Annotated in this window: 14 protein-coding genes; 10 read left to right on the forward strand and 4 right to left on the reverse strand. The window is 73.9% G+C overall.

Annotation, left to right across the window (positions count from 1 at the left end; all coding sequences use genetic code 11):
• Window positions 1–19 precede the first annotated feature (19 nt).
• Window positions 20–1,021, reverse strand: a complete 1,002-nt coding sequence (locus VR894_RS17460) for a HEAT repeat domain-containing protein (RefSeq protein ID WP_324653601.1) — start codon at window positions 1,019–1,021, stop codon at window positions 20–22.
• A complete protein-coding gene (locus VR894_RS17465; protein ID WP_324653602.1) occupies window positions 1,015–1,683 on the reverse strand; it encodes a HEAT repeat domain-containing protein in 669 nt (222 codons plus the stop codon). The genes VR894_RS17460 and VR894_RS17465 overlap by 7 nt, the downstream gene beginning before the upstream one ends.
• 144 nt (window positions 1,684–1,827) lie before the next feature.
• Between VR894_RS17465 and VR894_RS17470 the strand changes: the two genes are divergently transcribed.
• The 7 genes from VR894_RS17470 to VR894_RS17500 all read left to right on the forward strand — a co-directional run bounded on the left by VR894_RS17470 (window position 1,828) and on the right by VR894_RS17500 (window position 12,272).
• On the forward strand, window positions 1,828–3,837 hold the full coding sequence (locus tag VR894_RS17470) for a DUF222 domain-containing protein (RefSeq protein ID WP_324653604.1): 2,010 nt from the start codon (window positions 1,828–1,830) through the stop codon (window positions 3,835–3,837).
• 113 nt (window positions 3,838–3,950) lie between these two features.
• Entirely contained in the window at window positions 3,951–4,655 is a 705-nt protein-coding gene (locus VR894_RS17475; protein ID WP_324653606.1) for an SOS response-associated peptidase, read from the forward strand.
• Between the two features lie 4 nt (window positions 4,656–4,659).
• Window positions 4,660–6,228, forward strand: a complete 1,569-nt coding sequence (locus tag VR894_RS17480) for a sensor histidine kinase (protein WP_324653608.1) — start codon at window positions 4,660–4,662, stop codon at window positions 6,226–6,228.
• Complete coding sequence (locus tag VR894_RS17485; protein ID WP_324653610.1) at window positions 6,195–6,908, forward strand: response regulator transcription factor; 714 nt, start codon at window positions 6,195–6,197, stop codon at window positions 6,906–6,908. Before VR894_RS17480 ends, VR894_RS17485 begins: the two co-directional genes overlap by 34 nt.
• Before the next feature lie 171 nt (window positions 6,909–7,079).
• On the forward strand, window positions 7,080–7,838 hold the full coding sequence (locus VR894_RS17490) for an ABC transporter ATP-binding protein (protein ID WP_324653613.1): 759 nt from the start codon (window positions 7,080–7,082) through the stop codon (window positions 7,836–7,838).
• Window positions 7,838–10,438, forward strand: a complete 2,601-nt coding sequence (locus tag VR894_RS17495; RefSeq protein WP_324653614.1) for an ABC transporter permease — start codon at window positions 7,838–7,840, stop codon at window positions 10,436–10,438. Before VR894_RS17490 ends, VR894_RS17495 begins: the two co-directional genes overlap by 1 nt.
• Before the next feature lie 166 nt (window positions 10,439–10,604).
• Window positions 10,605–12,272 carry a phosphodiester glycosidase family protein gene (locus VR894_RS17500; RefSeq protein ID WP_324653615.1) on the forward strand — a complete coding sequence of 556 codons (1,668 nt, stop codon included), beginning with the start codon at window positions 10,605–10,607 and terminating at the stop codon, window positions 12,270–12,272.
• A gap of 4 nt (window positions 12,273–12,276) precedes the next feature.
• Here the strand turns inward: VR894_RS17500 and VR894_RS17505 are convergent, their stop codons facing one another.
• Window positions 12,277–12,690 carry a hypothetical protein gene (locus VR894_RS17505; RefSeq protein ID WP_324653616.1) on the reverse strand — a complete coding sequence of 138 codons (414 nt, stop codon included), beginning with the start codon at window positions 12,688–12,690 and terminating at the stop codon, window positions 12,277–12,279.
• Window positions 12,691–12,874: 184 nt separating this feature from the next.
• Between VR894_RS17505 and VR894_RS17510 the strand changes: the two genes are divergently transcribed.
• Together VR894_RS17510 and VR894_RS17515 are read left to right on the forward strand one after the other, a co-directional pair.
• Window positions 12,875–13,123 (forward strand): WhiB family transcriptional regulator, encoded by a 249-nt coding sequence (locus VR894_RS17510; RefSeq protein ID WP_324653617.1) that lies wholly within the window; start codon window positions 12,875–12,877, stop codon window positions 13,121–13,123.
• Between the two features lie 2 nt (window positions 13,124–13,125).
• Complete coding sequence (locus VR894_RS17515; RefSeq protein WP_324653619.1) at window positions 13,126–13,848, forward strand: DedA family protein; 723 nt, start codon at window positions 13,126–13,128, stop codon at window positions 13,846–13,848.
• Between the two features lie 15 nt (window positions 13,849–13,863).
• Here the strand turns inward: VR894_RS17515 and VR894_RS17520 are convergent, their stop codons facing one another.
• On the reverse strand, window positions 13,864–15,321 hold the full coding sequence (locus VR894_RS17520) for a sensor histidine kinase (RefSeq protein WP_324653621.1): 1,458 nt from the start codon (window positions 15,319–15,321) through the stop codon (window positions 13,864–13,866).
• A 79-nt stretch (window positions 15,322–15,400) separates the two neighbouring features.
• Between VR894_RS17520 and VR894_RS17525 the strand changes: the two genes are divergently transcribed.
• Window positions 15,401–15,895: a DUF2505 domain-containing protein gene (locus VR894_RS17525; protein ID WP_324653623.1), complete on the forward strand. Its 495-nt coding sequence runs from the start codon at window positions 15,401–15,403 to the stop codon at window positions 15,893–15,895.
• The last annotated feature ends 13 nt before the right edge of the window (window positions 15,896–15,908 follow it).

Here is a 15,908-nt window from a genome sequence, read left to right on the forward strand (position 1 = left end):
CACGGGCACACCCGCCACGTCAGCTCGTGCCGGTTTCCCGGCGCGCGAGGACCGCGCGGGCGGTGAGGGCGACGGCGCGGTCCTCGTCGCCGGCGAGGTCCTCGAGGACGGGGGCGGCAGCCGCGCCGGGAATCTCGGCGAGGGCCTGGGCGAGACGACGACGTACCTCCGGCTCGGCGTCGTCGCCGACCTCCTCGAGGAGCGCTGCGACGACCTCCTCGGCGAGCTCCTCCGTGGTCGCCAGGTGTCCGAGGGACTCAGCCGCCTCGACGTCGTTGCACCCCGCGGCGACCATCCCGACGAGCACCGGGACGGCCGCGTGCCGACCCCGTGCTGCGAGCGCCAGGGCCGCCCGGTACCTGGTGCGGTCGTCGGGGTCACTCAGCGCACGGTGGAGCAGGGACGTGGCGTCCTCGCCCGCCACCGCAGCGATCGCGGTGACGGCACGCCGACGCACCTCGACCGAGGGCGAGGCCAGCCCGACGGCGAGGTCGGCCGGGTGGCCCGCCCTCGCCAGCGCCCACCGCATCGCCCCCGCGGCGTTGGGGTCCGGCTCGGCGAGCAGCGCCTCGGCCAGCACCCCGGGTGGGAGCGCCGCGGCGAGCTCCGCCCCCAGGACGGCTCGCTGCCGGAGCGCCGGCTGCTCCGCGCCCAGGCCGCGCAGGAGGGCGACGATCCGCAACGCCTCGTCCCAGCTCGCGGGCCCGGCTGCGGCCAGCCCGTGCAGGCGGCCGAGCAGCTCCCGCTCCCGTGCCAGCCGCCGACTGGTCTGCTCGATGAGGTCACCGATCACCGCCGCGGGTGTGACGTCGGGGTCCTCGAGGGCCTGTCGTACCTCGGCCAGGGACAGACCCAGCGCGCGGAGGCTCTCGACGTGGAAGATCCGGTGGATGTCCTCCTCCGAGTACTCGCGGTAGCCGCCCGCCGTCCGACCGGTCGGCCGCACCAGCCCCTGGAGCTCGTAGTGCCGCAGCATCCGGGCGCTGACGCCGGAGCGTCGCGCGACCTCACCGATCAGCACGGCTCGTCCCGGATCGTGGGCGCTGCCGAGGTGAGGACCACGCGGGCCGCCTCGGCGAGGGCGAACCCGCCGTCCGGGTCGCGTCGCAGCTCCTCGGTGGCGACCGCGTGCTCCTGCACCCGCGGGTCGGTGCTGTCCGACGCCGCCTCGAGCGGTGCGCGGGCGGCGTCACCCAGTGCGACGAGAGCGCGGCTGAGGCTCAGCCAGCTGTCCCGGTCGCCGCGACCGAGCTCGCGTGTCAGCTCCACGGCCAGCCCCGCCTCCTGCTCCGGCGGCACCAGCACGACGGCGGCACGCCAGGCGCTGCGCGCGACCCCGTCGTCGGTGTCGTGCAGTGCTGCCCGGACCGCCGGCCACGCCGTCCGGGCCTTGACCTTCGACAGGGTGTGCAGCGCCTGGCTGCGGGCCTGCGCGTGGTTCGAACCCACCTCGGCGAGGAGCCGTGGCACCGTCGTCGACGCCGGGTGCCTCGTGAGCGCCCAGGTGAGCATGTCGCGCACGAAGAAGTCCGGCTCGACGCGGCAGCGGTCGAGCAGGACGTCGATCAGCGCGGGGTCGGGTCGCGTCCCCGCGGCGAGTGCGGCACGCAGGCGCGTCGAGGCCACGGGGTGCGCCAGCGCGTCGGCCGGCCGGGTGCTGCTGTCGTGTCGCGTCGTGTCCATGGCGACCACCTCCACGTGACAGTGAAGACCTTGCCAGCGTGTCAGGGTCAAGGCCGAGCCGTGCGTTGCGCTCGGGGCGATGTCAGTGGTCCCACTTAGCCTTGGAGCAGACCGGCACAGCAGCCATCCGTGGAGGTGCGGACGATGAGCGTCATCGACGACCACGACGCCGACCCCGACTCCGCCTGGCTCCACGACCCCGACCCGCTCACGCTCGACGACGCCGCCCGCGAGGAGCTCCTCCGCTTCGTCGACGCTCTCGAGGCGCTGGTGGACGACGTCCCGCCACCCGCCGGGCTCGCGGGAGCGGCCCCGCCCGACGCGTCCGACTTCGTCGCCCGGCCGGGTCTGTCCCCGGAGGCGCTGGCCGCGATGGCGCCGGACGCCCAGCTCGCCGCCGAGCTCGAGGAGGTCGACACCACCGAGGTGGACGAGTACTACCTGGTGGAGATGGCCGCCGCCTACCAGCGCCTCGCCGCCTGGGCCAACGCCAGGCTGACCCATGTCGCCGGTGTCCTGGCACGGCGTCCCATGCTCTCCGGCCGCGGCGCGCTCCCCGACCACGTCGACGCCGGGAACATGGCCGCGGACGAGCTCGCGCCACGCCTGGGGCTGTCCCGCTTCGCCTGTCGGCGGATCGTGCGCAACGCCCGCGGCTTCGCGAGCACCTTCGCACTCACGGGCCATTTCCTGGCGACGGGACAGATCGACGTGCAGAAGGCGTCGACCCTCGTCTCGATGCTCGAGGACTACCCGGACGAGATCGCCGTCCTCGTCCAGGACGCCGTCCTCGACGACGCCGGGCTCCAGACCCACTCCCAGCTGGTGACGGCGATCAGGAAGGCGGTGATCGCCGTCAGCCACGGGCACGCGGACCGGTTCCACGCCCAGGCACGCGCCAAGCGACGGGTCGACCACCCTCGTCAGCTCCCGGACGGCATGGCCTCGATGCTGGCAATCCTCCCGGCCACCGACGCCGTCGCTCTCGACCTCGCGCTGGAGGCCGCTACTCGCACGGCCCGCGCCAACGGTGACCGCCGCACCGTGGACCAGCTCCGGGCCGACACGCTCGCCCTCATGGGCCATGCCGCGCTCGAGAACGGGTACGTCGGACTGCCGCCGAACCCCTCCCGCACCGTCGCACCGCCCGCCCCCGACGGCGACGACGGGGCTGCCGCGCCGTCCCCAGCGGACCGGTCGCACGCCGAGGCGTCCCAGTCCACCTGCGCCGCGCCGGCCGCCGCAGGTGGCGAGCAGCCGCCCTCCACCGACCCGGCCGCCGTGGGCGCCGAGCAGCCGCCGAGGCGGAGCGCGGCGCCCCCCGGCGCCGCCCAACAGGACGGCAGGCCCGGCGGACCCACCACCGGGAACGAGGGACATGGCTCCAGGGTCCCGGACGGGACGGCGCCCCCGGACACCGGGGTCGGACCGCCGGACGGCGGCGCCCCACTCCTCCCGCACGGCCGCTGCATGCCCATCGGCCGGATCGGGGGGCGGCGCACGCAGGTCCGGGTCACCGTGCCTCTGGCCGTGCTCCTCCCGCCGGACGTCGCGCACCAGCTGGGACTGCCTGCCACGGTTCGCGGCCCGTCCTCCGCGGCGGAGGACTGCTCGACGGACCAGACCGGTGCCGAGCTGGTCCCCCTGCCCGACGACGACACTCTCCTGGAGCTCCTCGAGCGAGAACCCGCCGAGGTGGCGGAGCTCGAGGGGTACGGCCCCATCTCGCCGGCCGTCGCGCGCGCCGCCGCGCTCGGGGGCACGTGGCGTCGCATCGTCACCGACCCGCTCAGCGGCACCGTCGTGGACTACGGCCGCGCCCGCTACCGCCCGCCCGCCGCGCTCGCCGAGCTCGTCCGCCTGCGTGACGGCACCTGCGTGCGGGCCGGGTGCTCCAGCCCGGCACGGACCTGCCAGCTCGACCACGTCGAGCCCTGGAGCGGCACCGGGACGACCTCACTCATCGACCTCGCCGACCTCTGCGACCGTGACCACCTCGTCAAGACGAGCGGTGCCTTCCGGCTGCGTCACCTCGGGGGCGGCGACTTCCGATGGACCACACCGAGCGGACACACCTACCGCCGCCACCGCGGCGGACGCGTCACCCAGGAGGCACGCGAAAGCTCGAGCTTCCCCGACCAGCCACCCTTCTGACGCGGGGGTGTGCCGGGTCGTGCGCAGCCGGCCCGGGTCCACCCACGGGTGGAGAGCGACTATCAACCCCACGGCGGACGCCCGTGTCGCCGCCCCCTGGCACGCTAGGAGCCATGTGCGGCCGATATGCATCCTTCCGTCAGGCGCAGGACCTCGCCGACGCCTTCGACGTCACCGAGATCGCCGAGGAGGCGGCCTCGATCCACCCCTCCTTCAACGTCGCCCCGACCGACCAGGTGAGGGTCGTCCTCGAGCGCACGGACAGCGCGGCACGCCGCGAGATGCACTCCGCCCGCTGGGGGCTGGTCCCCGCCTTCGCCACCGACCTGCGCATCGGTGCCCGGATGATCAACGCCCGCATCGAGACCGTCGCGGAGAAGAACGCCTTCGCCAAGTCCCTCCGCACGCGGCGGTGCATCGTCCCGGCCGACGGCTACTACGAGTGGCGCAAGGAGCCGGGCGGTGGGAAGACCCCGCACTTCATCCACCGCGCCGACGCAGCCCCGCTCGCCTTCGCCGGCCTGTACGCGTTCTGGCGGGACCCGGCCAAGGACGAGGACGACCCCTCCCGCTGGGTCCTGTCGACCACCATCCTCACCCAGCCCGCCCGCAGCCAGCTCGCGGGCATCCACGACCGCGAGCCCGTCGTCCTGCGCCGTGCCGCGGTCGCGCGGTGGCTCGACCCCGCCGTCACGGCGCCCGACGAGGCCCTGTCCGCGATCGCACCGGAGCGTCCCCGCCTCCAGTTCCACCGGGTCGACCCCAAGGTGGGCAACGTCCGTGTCGACTCCCCCGACCTCATCGAGCCCCTGGAATGACGTCATGACCGAGCCGTCCGGCGGGTCCGCGCGGCAGGCGGGGCAGCAGTGGGGGCCCTACCCGCCGCCGCCCCCGCTGCCGTCCCAGCAGCAGCCGTGGCCCGGTCAGGGACCGTCCACCACCTCGCCGCTCCCCGAGAGCTCGCCGCACCGCGGAACCCCACCGTGGCAGGGTCCCGGCGCCTCGCCCTCACGGGTGCCCGGCTCCGTCCCCTGGCCGGGCGCCGACGGGGTCCCGGGCGTCCCGCGGCGGTCCGAACCGGCACTGCGGGACAGCAGCCGCGTCGTCGACCTGCTCATGGCAACCGCGCTGGCCCTGTTCGTGGCCCTGCCCTCATTCGTGCTCGGCGCGACGACGGCCAGCGGCGCCGTCGGCACCTTCGGCGGGATGGTGGCCTCGGTCGTCATGCCGGCGGCGCTGTACTGGCGGCGCTCCCGCCCGGTCGAGTCCGCCGTCGTCGTCTACGCGGCCGCGCTGATCCACTTCGTCTCGGGCTCGCCGCTCATCGTCGCCGACGTCCTCATCTTCGTCGCGCTCTACTCGGTGACGGTGTACGGACCGGTGTGGGCGGGACGGGTCGCCCTCGTCAGCGCCATGTTCGGCTCGCTGCTGCTGGCCGTGTGGATCAGCGGGTCATCGGGCCCGGGGCTGGCCAGCGGGGGGCCTGTCGACTTCCGGATCTCGTTCGACAACCTCATCCCCATCACCTTCATCGGTGGCCTCATCAGCGTCCTGTGCCTGTTCGTGTGGGCGATGGGGCTGCTGCGGCGCAGCCGCCTCGCGCACACCGAGACCCTCGCCGAGCGTGCCCAGCGGCTGGAGATCGAGCGCGACCAGCAGGCACAGATCGCCACGGCCGCCGAGCGCTCCCGGATCGCGCGCGAGATGCACGACGTCGTCGCGCACTCGCTCTCGGTCGTCATCGCCCAGGCCGACGGTGGACGCTACGCCGCCGCGGCGGACCCCGACGCCGCGGTCCGTGCGCTGACGACGATCAGCGAGACCGGCCGCGCCGCGTTGGCCGACATGCGCAAGATCCTCGGCGTCCTGCGCGCACCCGGCAGCGACGACAGCCCCGAGACCACCACGCCCCAGCCGATCGACGCCGACCTCGACACCCTCGTCGACCAGGTCCGGTCCTCGGGACTGGACGTCTCCCTCGTCCGCGTCGGCACCGCGCGGACGCTCCCACCCGGGCTCGGACTCACCGTCTACCGGATCTGCCAGGAGGCGCTGACCAACGTGCTCAAGCACGGTGGCCCGTCCGCGAGCGCGACCGTCCTCATCCAGTGGGCCCCCCAGCGGATCGTCGTCCAGGTCGACGACACCGGCCGGGGCGCCGCGGCGACGAGCGACGGTGCCGGCCACGGCCTGCTCGGGATGCAGGAGCGGGTCCGGCTCTTCGCCGGCACCCTCGAGGCGGCCGCCAAACCGGGAGGCGGGTTCCACGTCCGCGCCGAGATCCCGCTGCCGGGCACGCACGTCCCCACCGGCATCGTGCCGTCCGGTGGTCCGGCGGCTCCCGTCACTCCGGCATCATGGCCCCAGCCCCCCGAGAACGGAGCCCCGTGACCACCTCCCCGGCAGACACCCCCATCCGGGTCGCCCTGGTCGACGACCAGCAGCTCGTCCGTGCCGGCTTCGCGCTCGTCATCAACTCCCAGCCGGACATGGAGGTCGTGGCCGAGGCCGCCGACGGCGCCCAGGCGCTGCGCATGCTCGACTCCTTCGCGGCCGACGTCGTGCTCATGGACGTGCGGATGTCCGGCATGGACGGTCTCACCGCGACCGAGCAGCTCACCCGGTCGGGATCGACGGCGAAGGTCGTCATCCTCACGACCTTCGACCTCGACGAGTACGTCATGCGCGCCATCAAGGCGGGGGCCAGCGGGTTCCTCCTCAAGGACGTGCCGCCGGAGGACATGCTCGCGGCCATCCGCACGGTCCACGCCGGCGACGGCGTCATCGCACCGTCCTCGACCAAGCGGCTCATCGAGCACCTGTCCCAGATCCTGCCGGACGAGCAGAAGGCGCCGCCCGCCGTGCTCGACACGCTCACCGACCGTGAGCGCGAAGTGCTCCTCCTCATGGCGCGTGGCAGGAACAACACCGAGATCGCCGCCGACCTCTACGTCGCCGAGGCAACCGTCAAGACCCATGTCGGCCGGGTGCTGTCCAAGCTCGGTGCCCGGGACCGCGTCCAGGCCGTCGTCATCGCCTACGAGACCGGCCTCGTCAGCCCCGGCGCGTAGCGCCCCGACGCGGGCACCGGCGCCCGCTGGGTCGTACGGCCCCCTCCCCGTGTACGACCACGGGATGACACCGGAACGGTCCCCCGGCACGACGCGGCACCCGGTCGCCGGTCCGTAGCGTCGAAGCATCATGACGACGCGGCCCCGCCGCAACGACCAGAAGGAACCTCCGTGACCACTTCCCCCACCGCGACCCGAACGTCCGCGGTCCACGCCCGCGGCCTGAGCAAGGTCTACGGCAACGGCGACGTCGCCGTGCACGCCCTGCGCGGCGTCGACGTCGCCTTCACCGCCGGTGAGTTCACCGCGATCATGGGCCCCTCCGGTTCGGGCAAGTCGACGCTCATGCACCTGCTCGCGGGCCTCGACACCGCCACCGGTGGGCAGGTGGTCCTCGGGGACACCGAGCTGACCTCGCTGGGTGACACCGAGCTCACGCTTCTGCGCCGGGAGCGGGTCGGGTTCGTCTTCCAGTCCTTCAACCTGCTGCCGATGTTCACGGCACTGCAGAACATCACGCTGCCGTGCGAGCTCGCGGGACAGACCGCCGACCAGGCGTGGCTCGACACCCTGGTGGACACGCTCGGTCTGCGCGACCGCCTCACCCACCGGCCCAGCGAGATGTCCGGCGGTCAGCAGCAGCGGGTGGCGATCGCCCGCGCCCTCATCACCCGTCCCGAGGTCGTCTTCGCCGACGAGCCCACCGGCAACCTCGACTCCCGCTCCGGCGCCGAGGTGCTCTCCTTCCTCCGCACGAGCGTGCGCGAGCTCGGCCAGACCGTCGTCATGGTCACCCACGACCCGACTGCCGCGTCCTACGCCGACAGCGTCGTGCTCCTCGCCGACGGCCGCATCGCCGGCACGATCGCCAACCCCACCCCCGAGTCGGTCCTCGCCGGCCTCGACGCGCTGCGCACGGTGAACGTCTGATGCTGCGCCTCACCCTCACCCAGATGCGCCGCAGCACCGGACGCCTCGTCGCGGCCGGGCTGGCGATCATGCTCGGCACGGCCTTCATCGCCGCCACGCTGCTGGGCACCGCCGTCATCCGTGACACCACCTACAGCGCGGTCACCGCCGGCATCGGCGACGCGGACGTCGTCGTCAGGTCCGGCGAGGACCTCCTCACCCCCGAGCAGCTCGACGAGGTGCGCGCCCTGCCCGACGTCTCGGTCGCCGACGGACGGGTCTCGATCTCCGGGTCGCTCGTGGCGGGCGGGCGCCAGGACTGGTCCGGGGTCCAGTCCGTCGGGTCGCCGGGCCTGTCCGCCGCCACCGTCATGGAGGGCGTGCTGCCGACCGCCCGGGGAGAGGTCGCGCTCAGTGCCTCCTCCGCCGAGCGGCTGGAGGTCGGGATCGGTGACTCGCTGACGATCTCCGGCGACGTCTACCTGCCCCCGCCTCCCGGAAAGGAGGAGAGCGAGGCCTTCTTCGAGGACGAGGTCACCGTCGTCGGTCTGCTGCAGAACCCCTCGGCGCTCGTCGGGGACGGCGTCAGCACGCTCGTCACCCCGTCCCAGCGGGACGCCTGGGTCGAGCAGGCGGGCCGCGAGCTGGCCTTCGACGAGGTGCTCGTGCGGGCCGCCGACGGCGCGTCCCCCGAGTCCGTGTCCGACGCCGTGTCGCAGGTGCTGCCCTCGGCCGACGTCCGCACTGGCGAGGCCTACGCCCAGCAGATGCTGCAGGACCTCACCGGTCAGGCCTACGTCCTCACCGCCGTCGTCCTCGCCTTCGGGGCGCTGGCCATGTTCGTCGCCGCGATCGTCATCACCAACACCTTCCAGGTGCTCGTCGCCCAGCGCACCCACACGCTGGCGCTGCTGCGTGCCGTCGGGGCCACCAAGCGCCAGATCCGACGCTCGGTGCTCACCGAGGCGCTCATCCTCGGTGTCGTCGCGGGCCTCGGCGGCCTCGTGCTCGGGACCGCGCTCGCGCAGGGTGCGCTGTGGGTCCTCGCGGCACAGGACCTGTCCTTCGCGGTCCCGGAGAACGTCACGATCACCGCCACCGCCGTGCTCGTCCCCGTCCTCACCGGCGCGCTCGTCACGGTCCTCGCCGCCATGTCCCCCGCCCGCGCGGCCACCGTCGTCTCCCCGCTCGCCGCGCTGCGGCCGCCTCAGCCGCCCGACCCGCGGGGTGCCTCCCGCCTGCGCGTCGTCGCCTCGCTCCTCCTGCTCGTCGTCGGCGGCACCATGGTCGCGGCGGCCCCGTTCCTCGCAGGCAGCCAGGCCATCGACGACGAGTCGGCGGTGCTCGGTGGCCTCGCGCTGGGGATCGGCGGCGGCTTCGTGTCCTTCGCCGGCGTCATGCTCGGCATGGTCTTCGTCGTGCCGACGGTCGTCCGTGCCCTGGGTGCGGTCGCGCAGCGCCTCGGCGGTGGCACCCCGGCCCGGATCGCGACGGCCAACGCCGCCCGCAACCCGCGGCGGACCGCCGCGACCGCGACGGCTCTCGTCATCGGTGTCACCCTCGTCGCCCTCATGTCGACCGGTGCGGTCAGCGCCCGGGCGAGCCTCGACGCCCTCCTCCGCAGCGAGTTCCCGGTGGACCTGGTCGTCACGTCCAGCGCCTGGGACCCGCAGACGCAACGGCCCGGTGAGCTCACGCCCGCCCAGCTCGACGTCGTCGAGCGCACGGAGCACGTCGCCGAGACCACCGAGGTCCACGAGGCACAGGCCACCGTCGACACCTCGGCCGGGACGGTGGAGACGGGCATCAGCCTCGTCGACGTCCAGGCCGCACAGGACGTCATGCTCGACAGCTCGCTGCTGGACGGCCTCGAGGCCGGCACCCTGCTCGTCGGCAGCGCCTGGGCCCGGGACACCGGCGTGACGGACGGCGAGACCGTGACGGTGGGCGACGCCGAGCTCACGGTCGAGTTCTTCGGCTCGGGGTACACGGCCTACGCCCCGCTCGCCCTGCGCGAGGCGATCGACCCCGAGGCGCCGGTCACGGAGCTGTGGGCGCGCCTGTCTGGGGCCGACCACGGCGCGACGATCACCGCGGTCGCCGACCGGCTCACCGAGGCGCAGGCCACCACCACGGCCGACAACCCGGAGGCCATGTACGAGACCCCGTACGTCGACGGGCCGGCCGCGCAGCGGGAGGTGTTCGAGCAGGTCATCAACACCCTCCTCGCGATCGTCGTCGGGCTGCTCGCAGTCGCGGTCGTCATCGCCCTCATCGGGGTGGCCAACACCCTGTCGCTGTCGGTCATCGAACGGCGCCGCGAGTCGGCCCTGCTGCGGGCCATGGGCCTGACCCGCGGCCAGCTGCGCCGGATGCTGGCGGTCGAGGGCGTGTTCCTCGCCCTGGCCGGCGTCCTCATCGGGGCCGTCCTGGGGCTGCTGTACGGCTGGGCAGGGACCGCCGTCATGCTGGGCCGGTCCGGTGAGCTCGCACTCGCCGTGCCGTGGGTCTACCTGGCGGCGATCGTCGTCGTCGCGCTGCTCGCCGGCCTGGCAGCATCCGTGCTCCCCGCCCGCAGCGCCGTGCGCACCCCGCCCGTGGCCGCCCTCGCGGCCGAGTAGACGCGTCGCGCCGAGCTGGAGGGGTCGGCGCCGACGACGCCAGGACCCCGCCACGTCCCCGACGTGGCGGGGTCCTGGCGTCGGTGGCGGGCGGAGGCGCGGGCGGCCACACTGACGGTGGCCCGACGTCCTGCCGCCCCTGGCGGCCCCCGACCCGGAGGCACCGATGTCTCAGTCACCCACCGGCGCGCCGCGCACCCGGCGCAGCGTCGCCGTCCTCGCCGCGACCGCGGCAGCATCCCTCGCTCTTCCGCTCGGCGCGCTCGCGGAGACCGGCCCGGAGCCCGCGACGAGCGCACAGCACCGCGACCGTGGCGGGCTGCCCCTGGGCGCGCCCGACCTGCCGGAGACCCGGGAGACCGAACGGGTCGCGCCCGGCGTGAGCCTCACCCGGATCGTCCGCGGGGACCCGGCGACCACCTACCCCTGGACGGTGGAGGTGTCGATCCCCGGTGGCAGCAGCTCACCGGACCCGGACGCGCCGCCAACGGCGCTGAAGGACCGGGCGAGCGCGGAGGAGACGGCCGCCGACCTGCGGGCCGCAGGCTTCGACGCCCGCGTCGAGGAGGTCGTCGCCGAGCCGGTCGCCGACTTCGCCGGCGGCAGCCTCGGCTGGCGCGTCCGGGTCGGGTCCTTCGCCACCAGGGCCGAGGCGGACGACGCCCGCGGCCGCCTCGTCGCTGCCGGTCACCCCGGCTCGGCGGTCTACACCGGGTGGGACGCCGACGCCGACGACGGTCCGTGGCGCATCGATGTCCTCACCGTCGACCCGCGGCACTTCCGCGGCGAGGTCGCCGTCTCGCTCGGCCCGGACGTCGAGCGTCGCGAGACCACCTCCGAGCTCGTCGCGTTCTCCGGGGCGGTCGCGGGTGTCAACGGCGGCTTCTTCGTCCTCGACCCGCGTGCCGGCGCCCCGGGCGACCCAGCGGGGGTGTCCGTCCTCGACGGCGAGCTCCTCAGCGAGCCCGTCGACGGCCGCCCGGCGCTCGTGCTGCGCTCGGACGGCCGGCACACCGACGTCGCCCGGCTCTCGTGGGACGCGGAGCTGCGTTCCCGCGGCACCCGGCTCCCCGTCGACGGCGTCAACCGGGTCCCCGGCCTCATCCGCAACTGCGGTGGGCTCGACGACACCCCGACGTCCCTGCCGCTGCACGACGTCACCTGCACCGATCCCGACGAGGTCGTCGTGTTCACCGAGGAGTTCGCCGATACGACCCCGACCGGCCCGGGCGTGGAGGCGGTGCTGGACAGGCGCGGGCGCGTCGTCGAGCTCCGGGAGACCCGCGGCGGCGCCGTCCCGCGCGGCGGCAGCACCGTCCAGGCCACCGGCGACCTCGTGCCGGAGCTGCGGCGGCTGGCCGTGCCGGGCGCCCGGGTGGACGTCCGGACCGCGCTGGAGGACGAGCGCGGCCGCACGGTCCGCCCCAACCGCCACACGTCGGTCGTCAACGGTGGTCCCGAGCTCGTCCGGGACGGCCGCCGCCACGTGACCCCCGCGACGGACGGCATGGTCCACGCCGACAACCCGAGCTTCTACTACGGCTGGGTGCACAAGCGGAACCCCCGCACCTTCGCCGGCGTCGACGCGGAGGGGCGCCTCGTCCTCGTCACCGCGGACGGACGCGGCACCGCGTCACTCGGCCTGTCGATCCCCGAGGCCGCCGACGTCGCCCTCGGCCTGGGCCTCGAGGAGGCGCTCAACCTCGACGGCGGCGGGTCGACGGCCATGGTCGTCGGGGACGAGCTGCTCACCGTGCCGTCGGACGCCGCCGGCGAACGGCCGGTCGGTGACGCGGTGGTGCTCCTGCCCGAGCGCAGCCCGCGCGGGCACTAGCGGCTCAGGCCACCGCGCGCGGCGGCGTCGTCCTGTTCGTCCACTCGACGGACGCGGGCACGAGCAGCCCGATCGTCACGGCCACCGGCAGGGCGATCAGCAGCACCACCAGCCACCACGCGAGGGTGGGGGCCTGCGAGACCCCGATGGCCAGCACGAGCAGCTGCCAGGTGACCACCGGGCCCCTGCCCCAGCGGCGTCCCTGGTGGAGGGCACGGACGGCGACGAGCAGCAGCGCGACCAGCCCGAGGAAGATCACCGCGAGCACAGCGGTGACGCCGGTGGTGACCGTCCGCCCGCCGAGGACCTCCACCAGCATGCCCACGCTCAGCGCGACCAGGGCACCGACCTCCACGAGGACGAGCAGCAGCGCGAGGAGGAGCGGGAACGGTGGGCGGGCGGGGCGGTCCGTGGTCACCGCTCGAGGGTACGTCCTGGGGCCCCTGTGACGAATGCCACGCACGTTAACCCGGGGTTCACCGCCCGGACCCTCTTGTCCGGTCCGGCGGGCCGTGTGAGGGTTGGTAGCAGTCATTTCCGGGCCCGGTCATTTCCCTGTGTTCCACCACCTGGTCCGCCGCTGCGCCCAAGAAGGAGTTGCCATGGACTGGCGCCACGATGCCGCCTGCCTCACCGAAGACCCCGAGCTCTTCTTCCCGATCGGGAACACCGGACCGGCACTCCTGCAGATCGAGGAGGCCAAGGCGATCTGCCGTCGCTGCCCCGTCGTCGACACGTGCCTGAAGTGGGCGCTGGAGAACGGTCAGGACGCGGGCGTCTGGGGAGGACTGTCCGAGGACGAGCGCCGCGCCCTCAAGCGCCGCACCGCTCGCGCCCGGCGCGCCTCCTGAGCTTGAGCCTCACCCCGAACCGGCCCCCGGTGCCCCTCACGGCACCGGGGGTCGGTTCCGTCTCCGACGGCGGCGGCGTCTTCGCCGGGGTCACCGACTTCGCGATCTCCCTCATGGAGACGCTTGGCGGCCCCGGCGCCGCCATCGCGATCGCGTTGGAGAACCTCTTCCCCCCGATCCCGAGCGAGGTGGTCCTCCCGCTGGCGGGCTTCACCGTCAGCCAGGGCGACCTCTCCTTCGTCGGCGTCATCCTGTGGACGGTCCTCGGCTCCGTCGTCGGCGCGCTGGCCCTCTACGGGCTGGGCGCGTGGCTCGGCATCAACCGGCTCCGCCGGGTCGCCGAGCGTCTGCCGCTGATGGACGCGAGCGACATCGACGCCACCGAGCGCTGGTTCCACCGGCACGGCACCAAGGCCGTCTTCTTCGGGCGCATGCTGCCGGTCTTCCGCAGCCTCATCTCCATCCCCGCCGGTATCGAGCGGATGCGCCTGCCCGTCTTCCTCGGCCTCACCGCCGCGGGCTCGGCGATCTGGAACACCGTGCTCGTCAGTGCCGGCTACCTGCTCGGGGAGCAGTGGCACGTCGTCGAACGGTACACGGGGGTGCTCCAGTGGCTGGTCGCCGCCGGTGTCGCCCTGTTCGTCGGGTGGTTCGTGTGGAGCCGCACCGGCGGACGGGCGCGCGCACGCCGCGAGCGCCGGGCCGCGGAGTCCCCCGAGGACTGAGGACCGGACGACGCCTCAGCGGGCGTCGGCGATGTGCGCGCGGACGGCCACCTCGGTGCCGCCGTCCGGGGCGGGAAGCCACTCGATGGTGCCCCCGAGCTCGCCGCGGACGAGCGTGGACACGATCTGGGTCCCGAGCCCGCTGAGGACGCTGCCCTCCGCCATCCCGTCGCCGTCGTCGCGCACCGTGACGTCGAGCTGCTGACCGTCGCGCTCGGCCGTCACGACGACGGTGCCCCCCGTGTCGCCCAGGCCGTGCTGCACCGCGTTGGTGACGAGCTCGGTGAGGACGACGGCCAGTGCGGTGGCGTCGTCGGCCGGCACCTGCCCGAAGCTGCCACGAACCTCGGTGCGGACGTGCCCCTCCCCCGCCGCGACGTCCGCGGACAGCCGCAGCACCCGGACGAACAGCGCGTCGAAGTCGACGATCTCGTCGATGATCTGGGAGAGCATGTCGTGGACCAGAGCGATGGTCGACACCCGCCGGATCGCCTCGTCGAGCGCGCTCCGCACCTCGGGGTTGCTCGAGCGTCTCGACTGCAGGCGCAGCACCGCCGCCACCGTCTGGAGGTTGTTCTTCACCCGGTGGTGGATCTCGCGGATCGTCGCGTCCTTGGTGAGGAGCTCCAGCTCCTGGCGGCGCACCTCGGTGACGTCGCGGCACAGCAGCACGGCCCCGCGCCGCTGACCGTTCTCGGTGATCGGGATCGCGCGGAAGGACACGACGACGCCGTGCGCCTCCATCTCCGAGCGCCACGCCGCCTTGCCGGTCATCACCACCGGCAGGGACTCGTCGACGGGACTGCGTCCGTCGAGCACGTCGGTGACGGCCTCGATGAGGACCTTGCCGGTGAGGTCACCGATGACCCCGAGGCGGTGGAAGCACGACAGCGCGTTGGGGCTGGCGTAGAGCACCTCGCCGTCGAGCCCCAGACGGAAGAGCCCGTCCCCGACGCGCGGGGCGCCGCGCCGCGACCCCGTCGGGGACTCGGCCTGCGGGAACTCCCCGCGCGAGACCATCGCGCAGATCGCGTCGGCCGCCTCGACGTAGTTCAGCTCCAGCCGGCTCGAGGTCCGGGTGATGCCGAGGTTGGCCTGCCGGGAGATGACGGCGATGGTCTTGCCGTCGCGCACCACCGGGATGGCGTCCTCACGGACCGCGTGCGACCCGATCCAGCGCGGCTCGGTCGCCCGCACCGGCACCTGACGCTCCATCGCCTGGCGCAGCAGCCGCCGCCGGCCGGCCGGGATGAGCCGCCCGACGACGTCCTCGTAGTAGACGGTCGCCCCGGTGGAGGGACGGCAGTGCGCCACGATGAGGAAGTCCTCCTCGCCCATCGGCGTGCACAGGAGGAGGTCGGCGAAGGAGAGGTCTGAGACGACCTGCCAGTCACCGACGAGCTGGTGGAGCCACTCGATGCTGTGCGGGTCGAGCCGTGAGCGGTCCTGGATGAGTTCGCTGAGCGTCGACACCCCGCCAGCGTATCGCCCGGGCCGCCGACGGAGGCGGGCGCGGTTACGCTGGGGCCTCCCGGCCATTGGAGGAAGCACCGTGCGGTTCGAGTCGACGATCGACTACCCGGCAGACGTCCACACCGTGGCCGCGATGCTCGCCGACGAGGAGTTCGTGCGGCGCAAGGTCGCCGCGTCCGGCGCGCTGGAGTCCTCCCACGACATCCTGCGCGAGGGCGACGCCTTCACGGTCACGACACGGCGCCAGATGCCCACGGACCAGGTCCCGGCGTCCTTCCGGTCCCTCGTCGGTCAGAGCCTGGACGTGCGCCTCGTGGAGGCCTGGGAGGCACCGCAGGCCGACGGCAGCCGGACCGGCACCCTGTCCCTCGACATCGTCGGCGCCCCGGTCCGGGTCACCGGCCGGATGTCGCTGCACCCCGCGGGTGAGGGCACCGAGCAGTCCTTCGCCGGCGACGTCACCGCCTCCATCCCGTTCTTCGGCAAGCCCATCGAGAAGGCCGCCACCGATGCCGTCGACAAGGTGCTCGCCGTCGAGCGCTCGATCGGCCTGGACTTCCTCGCCGGGAGGTAGCCCGGAGCCGGGG

This window comes from Georgenia sp. H159 (assembly GCF_035607575.1).
Classification (GTDB): Bacteria; Actinomycetota; Actinomycetes; order Actinomycetales; family Actinomycetaceae; genus Oceanitalea.